Source organism: Psychrobacter immobilis (assembly GCF_904846235.1).
In the GTDB taxonomy this organism is placed as follows: domain Bacteria; phylum Pseudomonadota; class Gammaproteobacteria; order Pseudomonadales; family Moraxellaceae; genus Psychrobacter; species Psychrobacter immobilis_C.
This window is the reverse complement of record NZ_CAJGZN010000005.1, coordinates 62907-85858: the sequence shown is the minus strand read 5'-3', so window position 1 is coordinate 85858 and position 22952 is coordinate 62907. Positions and strand designations below refer to the sequence as shown.

General features: G+C 42.2%; 25 protein-coding genes and 1 pseudogene. 10 read left to right on the top strand and 16 right to left on the bottom strand.

Features of this window, described 5'->3' with window-relative positions; translation table 11 throughout:
- The first annotated feature begins 25 nt into the window (after positions 1-25).
- On the top strand, positions 26-952 hold the full coding sequence (locus JMX07_RS04820) for a response regulator (protein ID WP_201606658.1): 927 nt from the start codon (positions 26-28) through the stop codon (positions 950-952).
- Between the two features lie 188 nt (positions 953-1140).
- Here the strand turns inward: JMX07_RS04820 and JMX07_RS04815 are convergent, their stop codons facing one another.
- Complete coding sequence (locus tag JMX07_RS04815; protein ID WP_201606657.1) at positions 1141-1446, bottom strand: LysR substrate-binding domain-containing protein; 306 nt, start codon at positions 1444-1446, stop codon at positions 1141-1143.
- A 288-nt stretch (positions 1447-1734) separates the two neighbouring features.
- Here JMX07_RS04815 and JMX07_RS04810 point away from each other — a divergent pair, with 288 nt between their 5' ends.
- The 3 genes from JMX07_RS04810 to JMX07_RS04800 all read left to right on the top strand — a co-directional run bounded on the left by JMX07_RS04810 (position 1735) and on the right by JMX07_RS04800 (position 4351).
- A complete protein-coding gene (locus tag JMX07_RS04810; protein WP_201606656.1) occupies positions 1735-2598 on the top strand; it encodes an SDR family NAD(P)-dependent oxidoreductase in 864 nt (287 codons plus the stop codon).
- 298 nt (positions 2599-2896) lie between these two features.
- On the top strand, positions 2897-3946 hold the full coding sequence (locus tag JMX07_RS04805) for a zinc-binding alcohol dehydrogenase family protein (RefSeq protein WP_201606721.1): 1050 nt from the start codon (positions 2897-2899) through the stop codon (positions 3944-3946).
- Positions 3947-4045: 99 nt separating this feature from the next.
- The gene (locus JMX07_RS04800; protein WP_165597920.1) at positions 4046-4351 is read left to right on the top strand and encodes a putative quinol monooxygenase; all 306 of its coding nucleotides are present in this window, start codon (positions 4046-4048) and stop codon (positions 4349-4351) included.
- Between the two features lie 145 nt (positions 4352-4496).
- Here JMX07_RS04800 and JMX07_RS04795 read toward each other — a convergent pair.
- The 4 genes and pseudogenes from JMX07_RS04795 to JMX07_RS04780 form a co-directional block, all read right to left on the bottom strand.
- Positions 4497-4880, bottom strand: a pseudogene (locus tag JMX07_RS04795) (transposase family protein); the annotation flags it as partial.
- An 8-nt stretch (positions 4881-4888) separates the two neighbouring features.
- Positions 4889-5329, bottom strand: a complete 441-nt coding sequence (locus JMX07_RS04790) for a transposase family protein (RefSeq protein WP_201606655.1) — start codon at positions 5327-5329, stop codon at positions 4889-4891.
- Between the two features lie 65 nt (positions 5330-5394).
- Complete coding sequence (locus JMX07_RS04785) at positions 5395-5562, bottom strand: zinc-binding dehydrogenase (protein WP_201606654.1); 168 nt, start codon at positions 5560-5562, stop codon at positions 5395-5397.
- Positions 5563-5641: 79 nt separating this feature from the next.
- Positions 5642-6115 (bottom strand): winged helix-turn-helix transcriptional regulator, encoded by a 474-nt coding sequence (locus JMX07_RS04780; RefSeq protein WP_191115303.1) that lies wholly within the window; start codon positions 6113-6115, stop codon positions 5642-5644.
- Positions 6116-6217: 102 nt separating this feature from the next.
- On the opposite strand from JMX07_RS04780, the gene JMX07_RS04775 reads away from it, so the two are divergent.
- Entirely contained in the window at positions 6218-6946 is a 729-nt protein-coding gene (locus tag JMX07_RS04775) for an SDR family oxidoreductase (protein ID WP_201606653.1), read from the top strand.
- A gap of 65 nt (positions 6947-7011) precedes the next feature.
- Positions 7012-7599, top strand: a complete 588-nt coding sequence (locus JMX07_RS04770) for a 2-hydroxychromene-2-carboxylate isomerase (RefSeq protein ID WP_201606651.1) — start codon at positions 7012-7014, stop codon at positions 7597-7599.
- Between the two features lie 171 nt (positions 7600-7770).
- Here the strand turns inward: JMX07_RS04770 and JMX07_RS04765 are convergent, their stop codons facing one another.
- The gene (locus tag JMX07_RS04765; RefSeq protein ID WP_201606649.1) at positions 7771-8517 is read right to left on the bottom strand and encodes a carbon-nitrogen hydrolase family protein; all 747 of its coding nucleotides are present in this window, start codon (positions 8515-8517) and stop codon (positions 7771-7773) included.
- Between the two features lie 122 nt (positions 8518-8639).
- Positions 8640-9530: a LysR family transcriptional regulator gene (locus tag JMX07_RS04760; protein ID WP_101204563.1), complete on the bottom strand. Its 891-nt coding sequence runs from the start codon at positions 9528-9530 to the stop codon at positions 8640-8642.
- Between the two features lie 131 nt (positions 9531-9661).
- On the opposite strand from JMX07_RS04760, the gene JMX07_RS04755 reads away from it, so the two are divergent.
- Positions 9662-10531: a DMT family transporter gene (locus JMX07_RS04755; RefSeq protein WP_228153121.1), complete on the top strand. Its 870-nt coding sequence runs from the start codon at positions 9662-9664 to the stop codon at positions 10529-10531.
- Positions 10532-10729: 198 nt separating this feature from the next.
- Complete coding sequence (gene dddP, locus JMX07_RS04750; RefSeq protein WP_201606647.1) at positions 10730-12079, top strand: dimethylsulfonioproprionate lyase DddP; 1350 nt, start codon at positions 10730-10732, stop codon at positions 12077-12079.
- Between the two features lie 88 nt (positions 12080-12167).
- Here the strand turns inward: dddP and JMX07_RS04745 are convergent, their stop codons facing one another.
- Complete coding sequence (locus JMX07_RS04745) at positions 12168-12782, bottom strand: GNAT family N-acetyltransferase (RefSeq protein ID WP_201606646.1); 615 nt, start codon at positions 12780-12782, stop codon at positions 12168-12170.
- A 134-nt stretch (positions 12783-12916) separates the two neighbouring features.
- Entirely contained in the window at positions 12917-13792 is an 876-nt protein-coding gene (locus tag JMX07_RS04740; protein ID WP_201579997.1) for an MBL fold metallo-hydrolase, read from the bottom strand.
- Positions 13793-13939: 147 nt separating this feature from the next.
- Between JMX07_RS04740 and JMX07_RS04735 the strand changes: the two genes are divergently transcribed.
- Positions 13940-14833 carry a LysR family transcriptional regulator gene (locus JMX07_RS04735; RefSeq protein WP_201606644.1) on the top strand — a complete coding sequence of 298 codons (894 nt, stop codon included), beginning with the start codon at positions 13940-13942 and terminating at the stop codon, positions 14831-14833.
- A 180-nt stretch (positions 14834-15013) separates the two neighbouring features.
- On the opposite strand, the gene nfsB is transcribed toward JMX07_RS04735, so the two are convergent.
- The 3 genes from nfsB to JMX07_RS04720 form a co-directional block, all read right to left on the bottom strand.
- A complete protein-coding gene (nfsB, locus tag JMX07_RS04730; RefSeq protein WP_101205838.1) occupies positions 15014-15670 on the bottom strand; it encodes an oxygen-insensitive NAD(P)H nitroreductase in 657 nt (218 codons plus the stop codon).
- Positions 15671-16183: 513 nt separating this feature from the next.
- A complete protein-coding gene (locus JMX07_RS04725; RefSeq protein ID WP_201606642.1) occupies positions 16184-17332 on the bottom strand; it encodes a DUF1624 domain-containing protein in 1149 nt (382 codons plus the stop codon).
- A gap of 160 nt (positions 17333-17492) precedes the next feature.
- Positions 17493-18467, bottom strand: coding sequence for a hypothetical protein (locus tag JMX07_RS04720; RefSeq protein ID WP_201606640.1), 975 nt, complete (start codon positions 18465-18467; stop codon positions 17493-17495).
- Between the two features lie 175 nt (positions 18468-18642).
- Between JMX07_RS04720 and JMX07_RS04715 the strand changes: the two genes are divergently transcribed.
- Positions 18643-19557 carry a LysR family transcriptional regulator gene (locus tag JMX07_RS04715; protein WP_160022907.1) on the top strand — a complete coding sequence of 305 codons (915 nt, stop codon included), beginning with the start codon at positions 18643-18645 and terminating at the stop codon, positions 19555-19557.
- An 82-nt stretch (positions 19558-19639) separates the two neighbouring features.
- Here the strand turns inward: JMX07_RS04715 and JMX07_RS04710 are convergent, their stop codons facing one another.
- The 4 genes from JMX07_RS04710 to pqqC are packed head-to-tail and all read right to left on the bottom strand — an operon-like array spanning position 19640 to position 22912.
- The gene (locus JMX07_RS04710; protein WP_201606639.1) at positions 19640-20695 is read right to left on the bottom strand and encodes a dipeptidase; all 1056 of its coding nucleotides are present in this window, start codon (positions 20693-20695) and stop codon (positions 19640-19642) included.
- Positions 20692-21864 (bottom strand): pyrroloquinoline quinone biosynthesis protein PqqE, encoded by a 1173-nt coding sequence (gene pqqE / locus JMX07_RS04705; RefSeq protein ID WP_201606638.1) that lies wholly within the window; start codon positions 21862-21864, stop codon positions 20692-20694. The genes JMX07_RS04710 and pqqE overlap by 4 nt, the downstream gene beginning before the upstream one ends.
- On the bottom strand, positions 21861-22157 hold the full coding sequence (gene pqqD, locus JMX07_RS04700; RefSeq protein WP_057760106.1) for a pyrroloquinoline quinone biosynthesis peptide chaperone PqqD: 297 nt from the start codon (positions 22155-22157) through the stop codon (positions 21861-21863). The genes pqqE and pqqD overlap by 4 nt, the downstream gene beginning before the upstream one ends.
- Positions 22154-22912, bottom strand: coding sequence for a pyrroloquinoline-quinone synthase PqqC (gene pqqC, locus JMX07_RS04695; RefSeq protein ID WP_101205842.1), 759 nt, complete (start codon positions 22910-22912; stop codon positions 22154-22156). The genes pqqD and pqqC overlap by 4 nt, the downstream gene beginning before the upstream one ends.
- Positions 22913-22952: the final 40 nt, after the last annotated feature.

Genomic DNA, 22952 nt, shown 5'->3' with positions numbered 1-22952 from the left:
CAACTACTTATTTAAAGAGAGCCTCATGCAAAAACCAAAAATTGCCTTTATCGATGATGAACCACGCATTTTACGCAGTTTAAAAATGCACTTCCGACAGTCACACGATGTGTTTACCACTACTGATGCTACTGAGCTGATGGAATATATCAACGCGAATGAGGTACAAGTGGTCGTCAGCGATCAACGCATGCCAGATAAGCAAGGTACAGAAGTGTTGCGTGATATCAAGGCGGCATCCCCGAACACTATTCGTATCTTATTGACGGGATATGCAGATCTGAATGCAGTGATTGATTCTGTGAATGAAGGCGAGATTTATCGCTATATCACAAAGCCTTGGCAGAATGATGAACTCAAAAAAACCGTTAATAAAGCTACAGAGATTTCTCAGAAAACCCAAGAAATTACTGGAAATCATGATACTCAAAACCGTATTCATGCCAGCATTGATAGCAAGCGTAGTATATTGGTGTTAGATGATGATGAGAGTGTCTATCAGCAAATAAAAAGTCATTTTAAGAGTGCTTATACCGTGAGCTGGGCAAGCAATATTGAGCAGGCTGCCAGCTTATTACAAAAAAAACGCTTTGGCGTCACTATTACGGATTCGACGCTCAATAAAGAAAATATCACTCCCATTGTTTATGCGCTAAAAAATATCCAGCCTGATCTGATGGTACTCATGTTGACCGAGTTCAAAGATGCACATATGGTGATTGATTTGATTAATAAAGGTCAGGTATATCGCTGCCTACCACGACCGACCAATTTTTCTATGATGAGTATCAGTCTTGATCGGGCGTTTGATCATCACGAAAGATTGGTACAGCAACCGATATTGGCAGCTCGCCATCATGTTGAAGCAGTGCCAGAATCAGAGACATTGAACTTTTCTGACAAAATAAACCGTTTTTTTGCCAAATTTAGAGGTTGGCGTATTGGAAGGTGACGTCAATCCAACATAAAAGTGATACATATGATTGTCATCTTGCTAGTAGGTTTTACTATGTGCTGATGGTTATAAGTTTTCTCGTTGGCTGCTCGCAAGCACAACAGAGGCTGCACAATATTTACCCCAGTAGAACCGTATGCTCTTTAAGAGGAGTCGACTGTATTTTGTTTAAGGTCGAACGCTATTCAAGCCAAAACATTTTGCACGCAGTCGATTAAATACTCTTTTACGGCATTGAACAGTGGGTCAATCAATCGTCGTTCAGGACAGATCAAATATAGTGGATAGGGGGTAACTTGCCAACCCCCTAGTTTAATTTCAATGTGCCGTCCTTCTTTTATATCAGAAATAATGTCCAAACGAGATTTTAGTGCAAGACCATGTTCCATTATTGTCCAACGCCTGACCACGTCACCATCTTTTGCCCGATACAGCGGCGCTCGTTTGTTTGTCCAAGCCTTCAAACGTCCATTGACTAAAATATTTGTCATTGTGTCCCAGACACAGACAATTATATTCAGCCAATGCTGAGGGTGTCTTAGGTTCACCAAACTTCTCTAAGTACATAGGCATTGTCTCAAATATAACAAACAATCGCTTAGATAATGCTCTACATAGCCCCTTAAATATACCTCACTTTCAAAATTATATTGAAAGTGTTTTAGGTGATGGCTACTGTTTGAATCACAACACTTTCATTACAATGGACGCTATCACGACGGATAAAATAGAACAGGTATCCAAAACTGAAACAATAATTCAAACAATAAGGGCGGTTTATGACTCTGAATAACACTAAAACAATTTTAATTACTGGCAGCACAGATGGCATTGGCAAATTGGCAGCGTTAAAACTGGTAGAAGCTGGGCACCAAGTGTACTTGCATGGCCGCGATGCTGACAAGCTTGCTAGCGTCATTGCAGAAGTTCGAGCAGTCGCGACAGGCGCAGCAGTAGATAATATTGATGGGTTTGTGGCTGATTTTTCTGATCTGACGGATGTGCTAAAGATGGCAGCAGACGTCAATGAAAAACTGACCAAGCTTGATGTGCTCATAAATAATGCAGGGATTTATACTACGGCATCAGCAATGACGAAAGACGGTTTGGATGTACGTTTCGTAGTCAATTACCTAGCGCCTTATGAGCTGACCAATGCTTTGTTGCCTTTGCTCAAGCAGTCTGATAAAGCGCGTATTGTGAACTTAAGCTCAGCTGCGCAAGCGTCAATATCTTATCAAGCACTTGCAGGTCAAACCCGCCTCGATGATAAAGATGCTTATGCCCAAAGTAAGCTGGCATTAACCATGTGGAGTATGGCATTAGCTGACACAGTCGTTAGCAACGATATCAATGTCATCGCCGTTAACCCAGGTTCGCTACTGAATACAAAAATGGCTAACGAAGCGTATGGTCAGCATTGGTCATCAGCAGACAAAGGCGCAAATATCCTAACGGAGTTGGCCATCTCGGATGAGTTCGCTGACGATACTGGTACATACTTTGATAACGACATCAAAGGTGGCGCACATGGCGATGCAAGAGGAGAATTTGGTCGACCACATGCTGATGCTTTAAACCAAGCAGCCATTGCAGAGCTTGAGCAGCAGACTCAAACATTATTGCAGTCAATTTTTGCATAAGATGCATAAGATTTATATTTTGCGGCATCAATAAATTTCGAACAATTAAACCATTACTAGGGCGTGTCTTCATTTCAAAAATGGTGATAAAAATGAGATAAGTTGCCGTCAAACGAGGAAAATAGTGCAGATAATATCGGGATATTAACCAGCGGTTTGACGATGTTTGGCAAAATTTAGCTATTTTTAGCCCATTTAGATAACTATCGAGTGAATTGAAGACACGCCCTAACTATATTTTCAAATTTTATTATTAAAAAATTTTTCATTAAAAACAGGATACAATATTATGCAAACTATCAAAGCCATTGGTTATCAAAATAATCTACCTATTGATAATGAACAATCGCTACAAGACATCACCCTTGATAAGCCAATTGCTTCAGGCCGCGATATTCTCGTAGAAGTAAAAGCCATATCAGTCAATCCAGTAGATTACAAAATCCGTGAAGGGCGTCCTGCCGCAGAGGGTGAGTATGCTGTTATTGGTTGGGATGCTGCTGGTACTGTGACGGCTGTCGGTGAAGGCGTCAGTTTATTCTCAGTAGGCGACAACGTCTATTATGCTGGAGATTTGACCCGTTCAGGCAGCAATGCTGAATATCAGTTGGTCGATGAGCGTATCATTGGAAACATGCCAGCCTCTTTGTCTTTCGCTGAGGCAGCTGCATTACCACTCACGACGATTACAGCTTGGGAGATGTTGTTCGACCGTTTACAAGTACCTGTCTCTGATAGCGCAGCGAATGAGAGCGGTAGTAGCGAGAATGCTAATAACGTCTCAGTATTGGTCATTGGCGCAGCGGGCGGTGTTGGATCTATCTTAACTCAGTTATTAAAGACAAGAACGTCTGCCACGATTATTGGTACGGCTTCGAGAGATGAGAGCGTGCAGTGGCTCAAAGATTTGGGTGCTGATCATGTTATCAATCACCGCAACCCATTGTCTGATGAACTACAAAAAACAGGTATTGCTGAAGTAGATTACGTGGTGAGTCTCAATAACACTGAAGATCATTATGAAGAAATCATTAAATGCTTAAAGCCGCAGGGTAAGCTTGGACTGATTGATGATCCAAAATCACTAGATGCCAACCCTCTTAAAACCAAAAGCTTAAGCCTGCATTGGGAGTTTATGTTTGCACGCTCAATGTTCAATACGCCAGACATGATTGAACAGCATCATTTATTAAATGCAGTGGCAAAATTGATTGATGCAGGCGAGATCAAAACCACGGTCGCTCACAATCTTGGGGCTATCACCGCTGAACATCTACGTAGTGCGCACCAAATGCTAGAAAAACAGCAAGCGCATGGCAAGATTGTATTAGAAGGCTGGTCTGCATAACGCATAACGCCATTTAGATTAATAGGTCCAATGTGACGTTTTTAGCAGACACGTTGGACCTATTTAAATCAATGATAATAATAAACATAGGATAAATAGATGAGCACGCAAGCAAACAAACCACTTACCATCGTCGCCACGATCAAAGCCAAACCTGAGCACGTTGAACAAGTCAAAACTGAGCTGCTTAAACTGACAGCAGCATCACAAGGTGATCAAGGTTGTATCCAATATGACTTGCATCAAGAAAATGCAAATAGTAACGGTTTCGTGGTTTATGAAATTTGGGAAAACAACGAGTGTCTTCAGCAACATGTACAAAGCCCGCATTTCCAAAACTATGTACAAATAACAGATGGAATGGTCGATGAATTTATCGTTACTGAAATGACAGTTATCTCATAGGTTTGATCTATATTCTGCTGCTAACAATAAAATGAATGGTTGAAAGTCATGACTGATAAGATTGGCTTTTATACTTCAAAACAGTAGCTATTGATTTATACGCTATTTATTTGCTATTGATCGATGATTAGACCTCTTGCAAAAGTCATAGTCTAAGCTCGGAATTAATGATACCAGCAAACAGCTTCATTCTAAGATCATAGCGCTGACGACGGTTGCGATATTTATGAGCCACGATTTTGAACAACTTGATTAAGCCTATTTTGTGCTCAACCACAATACGGAACTTTGCCAGATAGTGATTGGCCTGTTTGCATATCTCCAATAACTGACCACCACGAGGTTTCTTAAATGGTGTGAAGGTTTGCTTATGTAGATTTGCTATACCCTGATAACCACTGTCTGCTAGATAGTTAGTATTCTCAGGCAACCAATCAGGACAAGTATCTTTATACAGCTTAAAATCGTGGATTGACCCTTTGCAGGTTTGTACATCAAGTATCAACCCTGTTTGCCAATGAACGATAACCTGCGCTTTTAAGGTGTGTTGTTTTTTCTTACCGCTATAGTAGTCGCTTTGGTTTTTTTTGGACGCTCAATAGGGGTTTCGGTGGCATCGACAATGACGACTGACCAATTGGTATCCTCATCGACACGACTAGGCAGCTTTTTAGGCAATTCAAACTTGCCAGAGTCAATCAGGATGTCTTCTACTTTACGAATGATACGGCTAGCAGAAGACTCATGAATACCAAAGTCCATACTGATATGATAAAGCGTGCGGTATTCACGCCAATAAGTCAGGGCTAATAGTATTTGTGCTTTAAGACTGAGCACACTTGGTCTGCCTGATTTGGTTTTAGATGCTTCATGCTCTTGCATGGCCTCAAGCATGTCATAAAAGGTGGCTTTATGAATGCCTGTATAGCGTTTAAAACCAGCGTCACTTTGTTTGAGTAGCTTATCTATGTTTGGCATGGTTCCTAAAAAGTTATGAGTGTCTTCTTATTTTAATTCCCTTTGCTACTTTTGCAAGAGGTCTATTATTCTTGAGCAACGTTCAAAACGATTTTACCGACATGTTTCTTTTCTAAGAAAACCGCTTGAGCAGTATGTATCTCTTTTAATGGAAAGGTACACGCCACGATTGGATTTATTTTACGTTGTTCGATACAGTTAACGAGGGTTCGGAATACTTTAGGCTGAAGCACAGTACAACCGTAAAAGGTTAAGTCTTTTAAATAAAGTGTTCTGATATCTAGCTCTAATGGCTTATAAACCGCTACTAAGTTAAATACTTACTTCATCATTACCGATCCATTTGGGACCTATTTCAACCTCAATATCACGTGCGGTAACGGCTTCAGCGCACTCGGAGCATACTGTCACCGGATGCATAATGTGACCACATGCCTTGTGTCTATGCAACAGCGGTGCCCCGCGTTCATCAGCCATGTGTTTATCACCCCAACTGACCAATGCCAGTACGACAGAGTGCAAATCTAATCCACACTCTGTCAGTCTATATTCCTCACGTAGCGGCCGCTGCTGATAGGCGACTTTTTTTAAAATATCGTATTCAACCAATTTACGAAGACGGTTAGATAGGACATGGCGTGTAATGCCCAAGCGTTGCTCAAATACGTCGAATCGTCTGACTCCCAAAAAACAATCGCGTAAAATCATGAGCGTCCAACGATCACCAATGACTGCTAAAGTGCGAGCCACCGAGCAAGACTGTTGGTCCAGTTCATCCCAGCGCATAGGTTATCTCCTTTATCTTTAAGCTATAGGTTAGCTTGACAGGGTATAAAAATAAAGCTATATTTTTGTTAGTTCTAAAAAGGAACCTATAAGGAAATAGACATGAGCAGAGCACCCGTAGCAGTTGTAATCGGCGCAGGCGATGCCACTGGCAGCGCTGTTGCCAAACGTTTTGCGCGAGAAGGTTTTACTTTGTGCGTGACCAGAAGGACTGTTGAGAAGCTAGAGACATTAGTCAGTGATATCGAAGCGGCTGGGGGAGTAGTCAAGCCATTTGGTTGTGATGCGCGTGTAGAACAAGAAATGGTTGAGCTGTTTGCCCATATTGAAAAAGACATTGGGCCGATTGAAGTAGTAGTGTTTAACATCGGGGCAAACGTTCATTTCTCAATCTTAGATACGACAGAGAGGGTCTATCGAAAAGTGTGGGAGATGGGTGCCTTGGCTGGGTTTTTGACAGGTAGAGAAGCAGCAAAAGTCATGATTCCACGTGAGAGGGGGACAATTATTTTTACAGGTGCAACAGCGTCTTTACGCGGTAGTAAAGGTTTTTCGGCTTTTGCGAGCGCTAAGTTTGCTCTGCGGGCATTGGCACAAAGCATGGCGCGCGAGTTGGGGCCTAAAGGCATCCATGTCGCACACCCTATTATTGACGGTGCCATTGATACTGACTTTATTCGTGACAACTTTCCCGAGCGCTATGAGCTAAAAGACCAAGACGGTATTTTAAATCCAGAACATATCGCTGAGCAGTATTGGCAGTTGCATTGTCAGCCAAGAGATAGCTGGACACATGAGCTGGATTTACGCCCATGGATGGAGACTTTTTAATCTTATCTGGTTAATAACCGTCAAAATTTTTAATGGATTTTTAACATATTGCAAGGAATGCCAAGATGAATAAACAAGTAGAGTTTTTCTTTGATGTGGGCAGCCCGGCCAGTTATTTGGCATGGACACAGTTAGCGAGTATTGCGCAGCGTCACAATGCCGAGATCGTTTGGCGACCTATATTACTTGGCGCAGTGTTCCAAGCCGTTGGTAATACCTCACCAGCTGCCGTACCTGCTAAAGGCGCTTATATGCTCAAAGACCTTAAGCGTTTTTCAGCCATCTATGACGTGCCTTTTCGCTTCAATCCGTTTTTCCCAGTCAATACGATGCAGCTTATGCGCGGTGTTACCGCCTATTTGGGGACACCTAAATTTGAGAGTTATTTGTCCGCTATCTTCAATGCGCTATGGGCTGAAAAGTTAAATATGGAATCACCAGAAGTCGTAGCTGAAGTTTTGTCGAAAGTAGGCATTGAGGCGACTGATTTTATGGCGCGTATTAGCGAGCCTGAGGTTAAGGCGCGTTTAAAATCTAGTACCGAAGAAGCAGTAGCACGAGGCGTATTTGGGGCACCAAGTTTCTTTGTAAATGGTGAGATGTTTTTTGGTCAAGACCGGTTGAGCTTTGTTGAAGATGCTTTGAGAGACTGAGAATAGTAAGTCATAGGATATATAGGCTGCGCTGTACTAGCTCAACGATAGTCCATTGGCTCTCAAGCCACCAGACGTCAGCCGCGATAAGTAACCGTGATTTTTCTTCACTGTGGTTTCTCCAGAAAATAACCTTGTTACTCAGTTTAATGATTAAGCTCTATGGTTACATTAAGACAAGTCTATATATTGATAGTTTTGCTTAGACTGCTCTAGTTCCTCTAAATCTATATCTACTGTTACTATATCTGGCGACGAACCAAGTTTTTTGATAATTCGTCCTGTAGGAGAGACCACTAGACTCTCTCCTACAAACTGACCGCCATGACCGACGCCCACACCGTTGCAAGTAATCACAAAACATTGGTTTTCAATGGCACGCGCTTGAGTCAATACATAGTGGGTATTTGCATAGGGAGACATATTGCCGTTTGGCATAAATATGATCTGTGCGCCTTTTTTTGCCAGTGCTCTTGAGCCTTCTGGAAACTCTAGCTCAAAACAAATCTGAGCACCACAAACCATATCATTAATGCTAACCACTGATAAGTCTTCTCCGCTTGTAAATACCCCAACATCATCAAGCCAAAGTTTTGACTTTCGGTGTTTATGAATGATTTTGCCGTTTTTTATAAAAGAACATGCGTTATAGAAAAGTTGATCCTGTTTGTCAATATGTCCAATAATGATGGTTGAATCTGTATTTTTGCTTGCTTTCAATATGCTGTGAAAGTGCTCTGTTGATTGATGATACAACGCTTCAATATTGTCTAGCGTCGGAAAGCCAGTCAAAGCAAGTTCTGGAAAAATCATAAAGCCATCGCAGGCTTGATTGTCATGGATTGATTTTAATATCGCAGCAGCATTTACTGATACTTGATAATCGGTAATATCCATTTGATTGAGGATTATTTGCATAGGTCTTGCTCTTTACCGTAGGGGGTTGATACTTTCACAGTGCTTATTGGTCGCAATTATAGGTAATATTCGTTAATGACGGTCTTTAGAAACACTTATTTAAAATGCTATTTAAAACACTTTTAAAGACATTGTGACTCTAACCAACGACTCAATTTAATGATGTCTGGTTGATTTGACTTTAAGTCATTATAAAAGAAATAGAAACTGTCGCCAGTGAGTAATTCATGCATTGGGATTTTGACAAGATTTTGCTGATGTGTTTGTTCTAGCATCATATAGTTGTCGGTAAGCGTAATACCTAAGTTATAACGTGCAGCCTGTGCGGCAAGCAGTACATGGCTAAATTGATTAATCTTTACCTCGCTTGGCAGCTCAAACCCGCCTGCTTTACACCATTTTAGCCAATCATTAGCCGTACCTTCACTTTTGTCAGAATATTTTACGGACAGTATAGGGTGTTGCCATAACGCCTCAGGCAATGGCTGATCCTTTATTTCTGCCCAAAGCTTTTGGCCACAGACAGGAAATAGCTTCTCAGCGAATAAAAGCTTGCTGACTACATTGCGTTTCGGTAGATTGACGGTAATAAAGCAATCCGAACATTGCTCATTATAGTCGTCTTGGTCTGTCACCATATTTAAGGTCAGCTCAATCTCTGGGTGCTGTTCGCGGAAGTTTTCTAACCGAGGAATCAACCAATTGACAGCCACTGAACTATACAGTGCTAGGCGAATATGGCCAGGCTTATCATGGCGAATGGCCTGACTGGTATTGGATAGAGTAGTCAGCGATTGATTCACTTCTGTGAAATAGCGAGCACCTATATCTGTTAAAGAAAGGGTTCGGCCCTGCCTATAAAACAACGCTTCACCAAGATATTCTTCAAGCGTTCGAACCTGATGACTCACAGCACTTTGCGTTACGTTGAGGCTTTCTGCCGCTTTAGAAAAACTATTGAGCCTTGCTACAGATTCAAAGCATTGTATGGCACGTAATGGGGGGAGTTTCATTATGAGTTCAACTAATACTAAACGTTTTTATATCATTATACGTCATGAGTATGCGCGAATATACTATTTATCCGACCATTAGATTAAATGGCTTAATTGAAAATTTTATGTATTTTGAGATAGGTATAAGCATGATAATGCCGAAGATGAGTGTTGGATTTGCAATGATACTGTTGGTTGCAGGAAACATGATTGCCGTCCTTTCAGATGCGCTGATAAAAGAATTGCCTGATGGCGCAGCCGTCTATCAGTTTGTGCTATTGCGTCAGCTAACAGCTGTCTTGATGCTGCTACCGTTTTGTTTATTCAACCAAAAAGCCAAGCTACTTAGTAACGTAAAATGGCATTTTGTACGTGGGCATATTTGGTTGTTTGGCGCGGTATTCATGGTGTTGTCTATCCAAGCGCTACCGCTAGCCACGGTCAATGCGATTTTTTATACTGCACCTTTACTGATGTTGCCGTTAGGGTTTCTGTTTTATAAAGACAGACTCACAGCACCAAGCATCATTGTGGCAATACTAGGCTTCATAGGTATTCTTGTCGTGGTAAAACCAACACAAATTAATATGGGTGCTATATTTGCGCTGATCGTGGCCTTAACCATGGCGACAAACAACCTACTAGTGCGTAAATTGCCTTCGAATCACACCGTTGCTCAGACCTTGTTTTTGACCAATTTAGTCGGAATACCGTTGGGGCTTGGTTTGGCTATTTGGGAAAATGCCCCTTTGAGTTGGTACGCGCTATGGATAGCAGCAGGCTCAAATTTGTTTATTTTGATCTATGCGGGTATCTGCGTACTGGTCTACCGAGCGGTTGAAGCACATAAAATATCTAGTGCAGAATATACCGGTCTGTTAGGAGCAGTGGTTATCGGCATCATATGGTTTGATGAAATACCTGATATCAGTCTTTTGATAGGTTCGGCTCTTATTGTCTTACCTTTAATTTGGCTCGCCACGCTTGAGTCTATTAAATATAAAAGAACAGCCTTATAGCGTTTTGAAACATAGAGAGCGGAGAAAGAAAGCGTCATAATATTAGCATGACTTTATGTCATGAATTCGTGTGTTTAAATCGTTTTTTCATACTCATTTTCTGTGGCAAATTACTATAGATACAACCATTCACGCAAGGCTCTAGTCTTCAATGGAGCCTGTGTTTGTTGGAGTTATTACTATGAGGTAGGCCAAATAATGAGCAATATAACCACATTCTCAGTCACATCTTCAAATCGAAAAATAGACCCTTCACAGCGTCGAGGTGGCACGTTCAAAGCTGATGGCTCTCTTAACGACAATGACCGTGTCGAGATAGGTCCAACAGATCTTGCATTCAATGAGTGGGCTGAGCTAGGGCTGACACCTCCTAACCTTACACGAATGCGCGAATACCGCCTCCAAAGAATCGTAAAAGAACTACAGAAAAGAGATCTTGGCGGCATCTTATTGTTTGATCCTCTTAATATTCGATATGCGACTGACTCCACAAATATGCAGGTATGGGTAACCCATAATCACTCTAGAGCCTGTTTTGTATCGGCATCAGGCCATCTTATTTTATGGGATTTTCACAATTGTGAGCACTTATCAGCACACCGTCCTTTGATCAAAGAAGTCAGAGGAGGCGCTTCTTTCTTCTACTTTGAAACCGGTGATAGAACTGACGAACATGACTCTAGGTTTGCTTCAGAAATTCAATCTATTTTACAGGAACATGCTGGAGACAATAAAAGATTGGCTATCGATAAAATGGAAATTGCTGGTTTCAATAAGATAAAACAATTAGGAATCGATGTTTTTGATGGTCAGGAAGTGATGGAGTTTGCTCGATCTATTAAGAACGAAGATGAAATTAATGCCATGCGATGTTCAATTGCCTCAACAGAGGTTGCGATGAAGTGCATGCAAGAAGCAATAGTACCCGGTATCACTGAGAATGACATATGGTCTATTCTTCATGCGGAAAATATTCGTCGAGGTGGTGAGTGGATAGAATGTCGAATTCTTTCTTCAGGGCCTAGAACCAATCCTTGGTTTCAAGAAAGCGGCCCTCGAATTGTGAAGGAGGGTGAGTTACTTGCATTCGATACAGATCTGATTGGCCCTTATGGAATGTGTGCAGACTTGTCTCGAACTTGGATGATTGGAGAGAGCTTGCCAAGTGCAGAGCAAAAGCATCTCTATCAGGTAGCTTATGAACATATCCAACACAACATGAATATATTGAAACCAGGAATGACATTTGAAGAGGTGACAAAATCTGGTTTATTGCTTCCTGAAGAATATAGAGCGCAAAGATATGGTGTGATGATGCATGGCGTTGGTCTTTGTGATGAATACCCGTCTATTCGTTACCCCGAAGACCTTGAATGCCATGGCTATAGTGGTGTGTTGGAGCCGGGCATGGCACTCTGCGTTGAAGCGTATGTAGGTCGAGTTGGTGGTAAAAGTGGTGTCAAACTTGAAGATCAAATCATTATTACAGACACTGGGTTTGAAAACCTTACTAATTATCCATTCGAAGCCGCTTTATTGGCTAATTAAAGATAGTTTATTGGTTGTATGAATATTGTCTCAGAGCTTTTGGATTATGCTTATTTGAATATCATTGATGGTCATCTATAAAAGCTTGTTAAGATAAAGATTTGACATAGGTATAGTGTATTATCTGCGGATTTAGGTGGTTAGGATACTGATCAACACGTTGATAGCCATTATTATCGTAGTACTGATAAGTACATAAAGTGTCTGTATGTAATGCATACGTGGTTACGCCCTGTGCCACGAGATAAGTCTCAAATGCCTGAATTAGCGTCGCTCCAATACGGTGGCGACGATAGTCAGGATCTACACAGAAGAACTGTAATTCGTTATCAAAATCGACTTTCTTTTGTTTCGCGCCAGCCGATTCTTTTTTCTGTAAATCACTTAATACCTGTCGACCTTGATCAGATAAACGCAGCTTGTTTTCTATCTGATCAATAATGGGCTTATCATCGAATGACAAAGCTTTATGTGGATCTTGTCTAGTGATCCCTATCACCACACCGCAAATAATGTCACCATATTCTGCAACTTGTATAAAAGTAGCATGATGACAGTCTTTAGCTAGAAATAGGGTAGCCAGTTGCTTTAGAACCTGCTTATCTGTTGCAGTAGTAAATACACTCAAATTCATATTGACGACAAAAAGGTCAACAATGGCTGCAAAGTCTTCAGGCGTAGCACGACGATACTGTATTGTCATAAGTTGCTCTCATTTATCATTAAAAGTACTGGCGTACGCTGATTGACCCGGCATACGCCAGCATTTTGACACTAATATCTGGTTAGTGGGTTTAGTAAAGTATTAGTGTTTTTTACTTAATAGTTGTCCTATATTTACCACTCTATTTCACCTGTATTGACTTGACTGCTCAACTCTAAATCACTTCCTCCGGGCAACGCTGGATAAGCTGACTTCATGATTGAAATTACTTTTTCTGATTGCTTAGAATCTTGTTTTTTTGCCTCGCCCAGTGCTTGCTCAAAAGTTTTTAGATAACTGAGAGTGAAATCAACAGCATAGTCTTTTTTGAGTAGGTTGCCTGAATAGTGACCTGGTATCACAAGGTTTGGCTTTAATTGCTTCATGTGTTCCAATGATTGCATCCACTCGCTACGAGCTTCTTTAGTTTGGGTATCAGCAGTCCACACATGCATACCTGATGTTACCGACACACCGCCGAAAACGGTTTTTGACTCTGGTACCCACATATATGCTTGATGGGTTCCCATCTCTTTGATTTCGATTTTGTGACCTTCTAGGGTCAGTGTAGACTGATCAAGTGTTTGCGGTACTGTGATCTTGGTAGGCGCATGTTTACCAAGGATTGGGCCCCAATGCTTTAATTTTGCATCTTTAGTCGCTTCAATGTGTTTAATAATAGAAGGGCTAGACATAACCTTTACATCAGGGAAGGCTTTGACTAAAGGCTGAAGACCGAAATAGTAATCTGGATCGCCTGCCGTGATATAAATCATTTTTAGGTCTTTATTGCTCTTTTTGATCATATCAACCAATGCCTCACCGTCTTTGACACTAAACTGTGCATCGAACAAGATAGCATCTTTCTCGCCACTTGCCAGCACAGAGGTCACTGGGAAAATAGCATTTTGATCAGGTTTATATGCTTGCAGTTTTAGATCGGCTGCGTTTACTTGGGTTGCGAGCAGTAGCACACTGGCCGCCATAGAAGCTGTCATTAATTTTTTCATAGTTCACCTATATTTTCGTTTGAGTAAATAGACCGCGTTAATAGCGGTATTCGTTGTTAATGGCTATTCTATTCGATTGTATTTCGTTTAAATACGCTATAATTCGGCATTTACTGTTTCAGTTTTCGCGCAAATAAGGATGGAGAGATGGACAGGCTGACCGCGTTGCAGGTGTTTGTTACGATCGTTGAACAAGGTAGCTTGAGCCGTGCCGCGGACAATTTAGACATGTCTAGAGCTAAGGTAACGCGCTATCTGACAGAGCTTGAGGGTTGGATGGATATGCGCTTATTACATCGCACGACTAGAAGTCTAAGCCTCACTGCACCTGGTGAGCAGACCCTTGAGGTGGCGTATCAGTTACTTGGATTAACCGACTCGTTGGATCAGATACGCAATCAAAATACTTTGGAGCTAAAAGGACAGTTGAGAATCACGGCCAGCTTTTCGCTAATTGATAGCCTTCTGATGGATGTGGTTGGTCGCTTTGTTTCTCACTGGCCGCAAACAGCAATTGATATTCTTACCACTGATGATTCGGTCAATTTAGTTGATGCCCGTATTGACTTGGCGATTCGTATCACCAATGACTTGGAGCCAAATGTCGTTGCCAGACGTATCGGTGAGTGCCACTCTGTCGTATGCGCTGCCCCTGAGTATTTACAAAAGCGTGGCAGACCTACAGATGTACAGTCGCTTGTACATCACAACTGTCTATCGTTTGCGTATTTTGGACGGTCGGCATGGGTGTTTGATGGGCCAAATGGTCCAGAGTCTGTTCCTATCTCTGGCAATATCAGCGCCAATATTTCTGAAGTCTTGCTCTCTGCCACGTTGCGTGGACATGGGATTAGTTTACAGCCATCTGGCGCAGTCAAATCTTTGATTGCCTCTGGCCAACTTATTGAGTTATTGCCTGAATGGAAACCTAAAACTTTGGGTGTTTATGTGGTTTATGCCAATCGAAAGCAGGTGACACCACTACAAAGAAAGTTTATTGATTTTCTTGCCGAAGAAATAAAGCGTTCACCTTATTGGTAGCAAGTAATGGATGGATCGGGATGTTTGTTTATACTATTTTAAACATAATAAAGTAGATCAATAAGAAATTTTATTAAAAAACGTCAGAAAATCTATAGTAGAAACTCAAACGGCCAATAGCAACGCTAAAATGATGATTACTGACCATCTGATAATGTCTAGACTTCGCTTAATGATTGCTTAAGCCTTGATAAAAATAGTCTCTTCACTTAAGCGTGATTTAGGTATTTTGGCATTAAAGTCTTCATCGCTGCGATAGCCAAACGATACCACTGCTACAGCAGAATATCCTTTGCTACGTAAGTCGAACTCCGTATCAAGCGCCTGTAAATCAACGCCTTCCATAGGAACAGTATCAATACCTAAGAGACCGCTGCCCAATAATACCGCGCCCATATTTAGATATACCTGTTTGGCAAGCCAATGTGCCTCATCTTTGACATCGTAACGATGAATGTCTAAAAATAATTGGCGTGCTTGGTGCATCTGCGTTTTAAACTCTGGCTGCGCATAGCGACCATCTTGATCTTCTTTTTCTAACACCGCCTGCATATACTCATCGTCGGCATGGATACGAGTACAGAAAACCACCACATGTGAGGCATCTAAGACTTTAGGTGTATTAAAATGAAAGGCGCCTTGCGTGCTTTTGGCAATGCGTGCTTTGCCTGCATCATCATCTGCAATGACAAAGCTCCATGGTTGAATATTGGTACTTGATGGACTCATCTGTAGCATGTCTTTAATCTGCTCAAAATCTTCAGCAGATATCTTTTTATTGGCATCAAATACTTTGGTGCTGTAACGCCAGTTTAGTGCTTCATTAATGGTTTTCATGATTGTCCTTAAGTAAAGTAAGTTTCAGTTTTTTAGTCAGCTGGTAATACAAACGGATTTAACAAACGGTGCTACTCAATCCTTATTGTTCATCAAGTTAACTGATTAGCCCGTCCTAGTGATGACTCATAATAGTAAAGTTCATACATCGGAACCAGTAGCTGTAAGAGTAAACACTTTCAATATTATTTTGATAATATGACGTTTTTAATTCATTAAAAGGTTATTTATCACTATACTCAAGTCGGTGATAAGCTTGATCCTAACCAAAACATTTTGTAATGGAAGAATGTTTTCGATATATTTTAGGAAAAGTAGATTGTGCTAAGGTAGGAGATGTTTTTTGAGTTGTTTGGAAGTATTTTACTTGTCTACAAACATCTAATACAGATGGTTGAGCTGATTGATTTAAACAGCTTATAAACAGGCGTGATACACCCAATATAGGATGGCCAAGCCTGCTTATAGGGTTGTTGTTCTTTTATACAGTTCTTATATCGTTGGGAGCTATCGCTATAAATATTTGAGGATAGTAATGTGCTTATTACTATGTTTGAATTTAGCAAAAGCACGCATTAAAGGATACAGTAAAATGCTCAGTGCAATCGCAATGAACCAAAGTGTACTGACGTCATTTACACCAAAATATTCTCCATGCGTCATACCGAACTGTTGAACGGCAAATACATACAGCAGTTTCAATACATAGAGATGTACGATATAAAAAAACATTGGTACAGAACCAATGACTACCAGTGGTTTTATCCATGATTTGGTTTCAATCTTTTGGAGCATTACTAATAAGACCAGTCCTATGCCTACATTCCACAATATAAAGAGTAACGATGGTGGATATTTGGTGAGATTCATAAAGCTCATGAAGGTTTCACTCAGAGTCGGCATCATCAGCCATGCTTGATCGCCGTATATATTGGCCAGTCGCAGTACTACAAATAACGCGATACTCACCATGCCAAATGTAAGTAACGTACGATTTCTCTTTTGCACAGACGTAGAGTCACCGAACACAGATGTACCGATACAGTAGCCCAGTATGATAACGCCAATCCAAGGTAGTACAGGATAAGAGGTTCTAAAACGAATCACCTCACCAAACTCAATCCAGCCGCGTTCATGAAGTATCAGCCACAGTTGATGCATAATAGGAATGTCGGCAAAGGAGATGGTATCTAATAAATTGTGACCAAATATAACCACCAAGCTCAGTAGCCACAGCCACTTCTTAGGCAGACCAATAACCGCTGAGAGCGCAATCATACTGAAGCCAATCGCCCATATCACTTGGAGATAAACGACATCAGGTGGAAATTGTGCTGTCCAAGCAAAGTTGATGACAATCAGCTCCAAAAACACCAAAAAAAGCCCGCGTTTGATTAAAAATTCGCGGGTCATTTGGATACTATTGTGCTTGTGTTGGTACAAATAAGTAGACAGTCCCGTCAGTAACACAAAGACAGGCGCACATAAATGGGCAACCATTCGGCTGAAAAATAGTGGTTCATCCGTTCCTGGTATCAGCATTGGATCAGGAACTTGATGGTGTAAGTAAAAGGTCTCTCGAACATGATCCACCATCATGATGAGCATCACAAGCCCTCGAAGTGCGTCGATCGCTTGTAACCGTTGAAACGGTGTCGGCATACAATAGCCTTTATATAATTAAAACGAAACATTATAACATATCAATTAATAGCGCTTACTCATTCAAGTGTGCATTTTCGTAGAGGTAATCATTCATTTAAATGTTCATGCTTGTCTTAACCTTTTATGCTGTGTCTGACCTAACGATAGCGTACCGCTGTTAAAACGGCGCGAAATTATCAGGCTGACTGTGCGTAGCAGTCCAACGTTGATTGGCATCAATATGACTATTAAGCCCAACTCCTCGTGGTACTTGCATATTATCGCCATATAGCCAAAGCACCATATTGGTACGTTTGCCACTGGTGATTGGATGTGCGGCATGAGGCACCGAGCCTCTATGAATAATCGCCATGCCAGGTTTAAAAATGGCACGTTTGGTTTGCCCCAAATGGCGATCAACAAAGTCAACTTCTGATCCAGTAAAGTCTTCGCCTGGCAGATTTAGGTTAATATTCATAGTCACCGCTGAAGCATCAGTATGCAGTTGTAGCGATGTGTCGCCTGTCGGCTGGTATTGAATCGAGAACCCAAAGGTCTGAGTGTCATAGCCATAAACATTGGCAAATAATAGCCGAGCGATAGGACGCATATATTGATTCATGACTTTATGATAAAACGCCTGAACATTAGGGGTGGCCAAATAGCCTAGTGAGCGGGCATCTAGCATGGCCCCATTACTGTTCAATGCGATACCGTAAGGAGGACGTATAGGAATGTTAGCGTCTGCGATTGCTTGCAGATAACGGCGCAGCGTTGATAGTTGTGCTGGGTCAAAGAGTTGCCCTTGGTATACGTCAGGTAGTATCTCTTGCCATAAGTTTTTAACAGCCGTCTCCGTAGAAGGAGTGCGCCATGCTTGCGTCACTACATCACGTAGAGTTGGATCAAATAATGAGTCATCAAGTACAGGCAAGTCATGCTCAGTGGTTTCCCATTCTGCCCACGCTTGCTCTAGTAACTGGCTGTTTTGATGCCAGAAATGCTCTACCGATGCTGCACGTCTCAGCATATCTGATTTTGACGGTAGTGGTAAGTTGCGTGCCTGCTGTAGTGCGCTCTGTTGAGTATCTCCATCATGGTCGCTATAGTGTTGAGTGTCCTGTGTGCTCGTAGGCCGTATTATAGTATCCATCGTGTATCTCCAAATGTGTGAGTGAACCTTATAGGTGCATGCTACTATAATTAATGATTTTGATAATCAGCAGGTTTAGAGAAATAGTTTCAATAATTTTTATATAATGATGAGGCTAGCAGCAGCAAGTGATGGTGTTTGCTAAGTTAGACGCTAATTGAACGAAGGCATGACGATGAAAAATTTGCAGGATTTACGTATTTTTATTGAGACCGCTCGCTTAGGTAGCCTATCTGCCTGTGCTCGGCACTTAGATCTGTCGCCTGCAGTTGTGAGTGCAGCGGTCAAGCGATTAGAAGCGGAAATTGAGACGGTATTATTTGTTCGCTCTACTCGTAGGCTGCGTCTAACTAGCAAGGGTGAGCAATATTTAAAGCATTGCCGAGATGCGGTGGCTATTTTAGACAACGCTTATGCAGGACTACATGACAATGATGCTGAGCTGACGGGTACCATTCGGCTGTCGGCATCATCAGATTTGGGACGAAACTTAATTTTGCCTTGGTTGGACGATTTTATAGACATTCACCCAAAAGTGACGGTGCAGCTACATATGTCAGACAGCTATGTGGACTTGTACGGTCAGCAGATTGATTTGGCACTACGTTACGGCGCGCCCAAAGATTCATCACTGGTCGCACTACCTATTGTATTGAATAATCGCCCTATATTGTGTGCGTCAAAGGAGTATTTGAGCAAAATTGATAAGGATATTGGTATGCCAAAAATGCCGGAAGATTTATCGCAGCATAATTGCTTACGTTTGGGGCATGATGAAAAGTATTTGAGCGAGTGGACTTTTGAGAAAGCGGGAAAGACTAAACGTGTGGCCGTGGATGGCAATCGCAGAAGTAAAGACGGTGACGTTGTGCGCCGCTGGGCAGTGGCGGGTAAAGGCATCGCATTAAAGTCTCAGTTAGATATAGCCGGCGATTTGAAGGCAGGGAGACTGGTTGAGGTAGAGTTGGACGGCTGGCAAGTGGCCAACTATCCACTATATTTGATTTGTCCAGAACGGCGATTAATCGATCCACTGTTTAATACGGTCAAAGAATACTTGATTGAACGGGTAGAGCAGGTGTTAAGGTAAAACAAAAATTAATGGTTACCCTATTTAATCAGACGAGCAAAACAACAGTCACTAGACAGTAATTGCTGGATGGCTATTATAATTATTGCCATACCTTATCAAGCACCGTAAACCAGTTTTTTGACGTTATCTTTTCAATCAGTTGATCAGAGAAGTGCCGTTGCTGCATTCGCTCAATCAACATAGAGATTTGACTGATATCAGATAACTCATCAGGTAGTAGGCAACCATCGAAATCAGAGCCAAACCCAACGTGATCTTCGCCTAGATGGTCGATCAGATAATCAAGATGGTCGACAATCACATCGAGTGATGTTTGCGTATTACGTTGCCCATCTGCACGAAGAAACGCCACATCGAAATTCACCCCAACCATACCATCGCTTTGTTTAATAGCAGCCAGCTGTTGATCGGTCAAGTTCCGTGCTTGCTGACAGAGAGTATGTGCATTTGAATGTGTCGCAACAATCGGCTGGCAGGCAATCTCTAGCGTATCCCAAAAAGCACGCTCATTCATATGCGACACATCGATCAGCATATGCTTTTCACTGCACTTAAGAATGAGGTCTTTACCTTGAGTCGTGAGCCCAGATCCTGTATCGGGAGAATGCGGAAAAGACGCATTTAAGCCATCACCGAAGAGGCTCTTTCTATTCCATAGTGGGCCAATGCTTCTGAGTCCTGCCTCATAAAACACATCCAGCAGGTCAGGCTGTATGGCTAAAAACTCAGCACCTTCCAAATGCAAAACGATGCCCAGTTGCTTATTCTGCTGACAGGCCTGAATTTGTTCTAACGAGGTGCAAATCTGGATTTGACCATCAGATCTTGCCTGTAGTTGCTGGGCTAGTTTCAATTGTTCACAACAGATATCGACGATTTCTTGCGGAGTAAAATCTGAATGTGATGGGTTGGCTAATTTGTCAGGATGGTTGTTTTTCACATAAGCATAGGGCGGTAAAAATATAGAAAATAATCCGCCCATCCAGTTCGCGTCTTTGCAACGTTGTAAGTCCAAATGCCCTGGTAGCGTGCCATAAATAAAGTCATGTACCGGATCGGCAGCTGAACTTAGCCAAAGGCGGGTCAACAGATCGTTATGTCCATCAAATATCACAGGCTTAGTATTAGCATTCATATTTCACCTGTTACCATACGAGTAGGAATCAATTTGTCTTTATTCAGCTGTTTGTTACTCAGTGATTTAGAATTCTTTGGATTGCGAAAGCGCAACTCTTCAAAAGGTACAGGCGTCTCGCTGTTGATACGCGCCTCCTCAATCAGGTAGTGATAAGGCGATTTACCACAGACAGGATCGGCGTTTTTGGCATCCCCAGTTAGCATAAACGCTTGGCAACGGCAGCCGCCATAATCGCGTTCTTTATCTGGGCAGCTTTGGCATATATCGGGCATCCAGTCATCACCGCGAAACTGATTGAAGCTCGCAGACTCATACCATATATCCGACAGTGGTGTATGTCGTACATTAGGAAACTGTATTGGCATTTGTCTGGCAGCATGGCAAGGTAGGGCTGTACCGTCTGGTGCCACTGTTAAGAAAATCTTGCCCCAGCCATCCATACAGGGCTTTGGACGTTCTTCATAATAATCAGGCACCACAAAAATAAGTTTGCATTTGATACCACGTTCTTCAATCTGCTTACGGTATTCATTGGTAATGCGTTCAGCTCGGACCACTTGCGCTTTGGTTGGTAGCAAACCCTCTATGTTCTCAAACGCCCAACCATAAAACTGACAAATAGCCAACTCAACCGTGTCGGCTTCCAGCTCTAAGCAGAGATCAATAATCTGGCCAATCTGATCGATGTTTTGCCGATGAATCACAAAGTTAAGCACCATCGGGTAATCGTACTGTTTGACCAGACGTGACATCTCATACTTTTGCTCAAAGGCATGTTTTGAACCTGCCAAGGCATTATTGACCGTTGGATCACTGGCTTGAAAGCTGATTTGAATGTGCTGAAGACCTGCTTCTTTTAAATGCGCAATCCGAGCTTCGGTCAATCCCATACCCGACGTGATCAAGTTAGTATAAAAACCTTGATTGTGCGCATAAGCGACCAATTCTTCTAAGTCTTGACGAACCAGTGGCTCGCCGCCAGAAAAACCAAGCTGCACCGCGCCCATTTGCCGCGCCTGATCAAACACATCAAACCATTCCTCTGTCGTTAGCTCCTCTTTATACTGAGCGTAATCGATAGGGTTTGAGCAATAAGGGCATTGTAAGGGGCAGCGATAGGTCAGCTCAGCAAGCAGCCATAGCGGTAGCCCGACTGGCGCAGTCATACTAAATCAATCCAATGTTCACGCTGGGCGACCAGCATATATTCAATGATGTCTTGTTCGATTTCGGGAATATCGCCAAACATAGCTTGTACCTTTTGGATAATATCAGCAATGGACGCTTGACCATCAATATGTTGCCCAATGATGCTGGCACTGTCATTGAGCTTAATCATGCCTTCAGGGTAAAGTAGGACATAGGCGTTTTGCGCAGGCTCAAACTGAAAACGATAACCGTGACGCCATACCGGTACGATGGATTGATCCAGCTCAGGTAAGCTAGCAGGTATACTCATTTGAATAATCCTTTATGCCAAACATTGTCAGTGGTAACGCTTTGATAAGGGGCTTGATTATGCACATAGGCCAAGCTCAATGCATCCAAGATCGTCCATAAGATATCGAGCTTAAACTGTAGGATCTCAAGCATACGCTCTTGTTGCTCGGCGGTTTTGAATGAGTCGAGTGTGATGGTCAGACCATGCTCAACATCGCGGCGCGCTTGACTCAAGCGTGAGCGGAAATAGGTATAGCCTTGCTCCTTTATCCAAGGGTAGTGCTTGGGCCAAGACTCTAAACGTGACTGGTGAATCTGCGGGGCAAACAGCTCGGTCAGTGAGCTACTGGCGGCTTCTCGCCATGAGGTGCGCCGCGCAAAGTTCACATAGGCATCCACGGCAAAACGCACACCCGGTAGCACTAGATCTTCAGAAATCACTTGCTCACGGGTCAAACCAACTGCCTCTGCCAGACCCAACCATGCTTCACGACCACCGCCGTCAGGATATACGCCATCTTGATCAATCATACGCTGGATCCATTCTTGACGTACGCGCTGATCAGGACAGTTTGCCATAATGGCTGCGTCTTTCAATGGGATGTTGATCTGATAATAAAATCGGTTGGCGACCCACGCTTGGATTTGCTGCTGGGTCGCTTTGCCTTCATGCATCATGATATGAAAGGGATGATAAATATGATAATACTGACCCTTAGCCATAATCGCTTGTTCAAACGCTTCTGGGCTTAGCGCTGTGTTTTCTTCTTGCATTGTTCTCACCTTACGATTGCTATCTTGCCTTACCGTTTGT

Bases quoted from the DNA above. Each gene is read 5' to 3' on its own strand.
- JMX07_RS04820 (WP_201606658.1), top strand. From the start codon at position 26: ATGCAAAAACCAAAAATTGCCTTTATCGATGATGAACCACGCATTTTA.
- JMX07_RS04815 (WP_201606657.1), bottom strand. From the start codon at position 1,446: ATGACAAATATTTTAGTCAATGGACGTTTGAAGGCTTGGACAAACAAA.
- JMX07_RS04810 (WP_201606656.1), top strand. From the start codon at position 1,735: ATGACTCTGAATAACACTAAAACAATTTTAATTACTGGCAGCACAGAT.
- JMX07_RS04800 (WP_165597920.1), top strand. From the start codon at position 4,046: ATGAGCACGCAAGCAAACAAACCACTTACCATCGTCGCCACGATCAAA.
- JMX07_RS04790 (WP_201606655.1), bottom strand. From the start codon at position 5,329: ATGCCAAACATAGATAAGCTACTCAAACAAAGTGACGCTGGTTTTAAA.
- JMX07_RS04780 (WP_191115303.1), bottom strand. From the start codon at position 6,115: ATGCGCTGGGATGAACTGGACCAACAGTCTTGCTCGGTGGCTCGCACT.
- JMX07_RS04775 (WP_201606653.1), top strand. From the start codon at position 6,218: ATGAGCAGAGCACCCGTAGCAGTTGTAATCGGCGCAGGCGATGCCACT.
- JMX07_RS04770 (WP_201606651.1), top strand. From the start codon at position 7,012: ATGAATAAACAAGTAGAGTTTTTCTTTGATGTGGGCAGCCCGGCCAGT.
- JMX07_RS04765 (WP_201606649.1), bottom strand. From the start codon at position 8,517: ATGCAAATAATCCTCAATCAAATGGATATTACCGATTATCAAGTATCA.
- JMX07_RS04760 (WP_101204563.1), bottom strand. From the start codon at position 9,530: ATGAAACTCCCCCCATTACGTGCCATACAATGCTTTGAATCTGTAGCA.
- JMX07_RS04755 (WP_228153121.1), top strand. From the start codon at position 9,662: ATGATAATGCCGAAGATGAGTGTTGGATTTGCAATGATACTGTTGGTT.
- dddP (WP_201606647.1), top strand. From the start codon at position 10,730: ATGAGCAATATAACCACATTCTCAGTCACATCTTCAAATCGAAAAATA.
- JMX07_RS04745 (WP_201606646.1), bottom strand. From the start codon at position 12,782: ATGACAATACAGTATCGTCGTGCTACGCCTGAAGACTTTGCAGCCATT.
- JMX07_RS04740 (WP_201579997.1), bottom strand. From the start codon at position 13,792: ATGAAAAAATTAATGACAGCTTCTATGGCGGCCAGTGTGCTACTGCTC.
- JMX07_RS04735 (WP_201606644.1), top strand. From the start codon at position 13,940: ATGGACAGGCTGACCGCGTTGCAGGTGTTTGTTACGATCGTTGAACAA.
- nfsB (WP_101205838.1), bottom strand. From the start codon at position 15,670: ATGAAAACCATTAATGAAGCACTAAACTGGCGTTACAGCACCAAAGTA.
- JMX07_RS04725 (WP_201606642.1), bottom strand. From the start codon at position 17,332: ATGCCGACACCGTTTCAACGGTTACAAGCGATCGACGCACTTCGAGGG.
- JMX07_RS04720 (WP_201606640.1), bottom strand. From the start codon at position 18,467: ATGGATACTATAATACGGCCTACGAGCACACAGGACACTCAACACTAT.
- JMX07_RS04715 (WP_160022907.1), top strand. From the start codon at position 18,643: ATGAAAAATTTGCAGGATTTACGTATTTTTATTGAGACCGCTCGCTTA.
- JMX07_RS04710 (WP_201606639.1), bottom strand. From the start codon at position 20,695: ATGAATGCTAATACTAAGCCTGTGATATTTGATGGACATAACGATCTG.
- pqqE (WP_201606638.1), bottom strand. From the start codon at position 21,864: ATGACTGCGCCAGTCGGGCTACCGCTATGGCTGCTTGCTGAGCTGACC.
- pqqD (WP_057760106.1), bottom strand. From the start codon at position 22,157: ATGAGTATACCTGCTAGCTTACCTGAGCTGGATCAATCCATCGTACCG.
- pqqC (WP_101205842.1), bottom strand. From the start codon at position 22,912: ATGCAAGAAGAAAACACAGCGCTAAGCCCAGAAGCGTTTGAACAAGCG.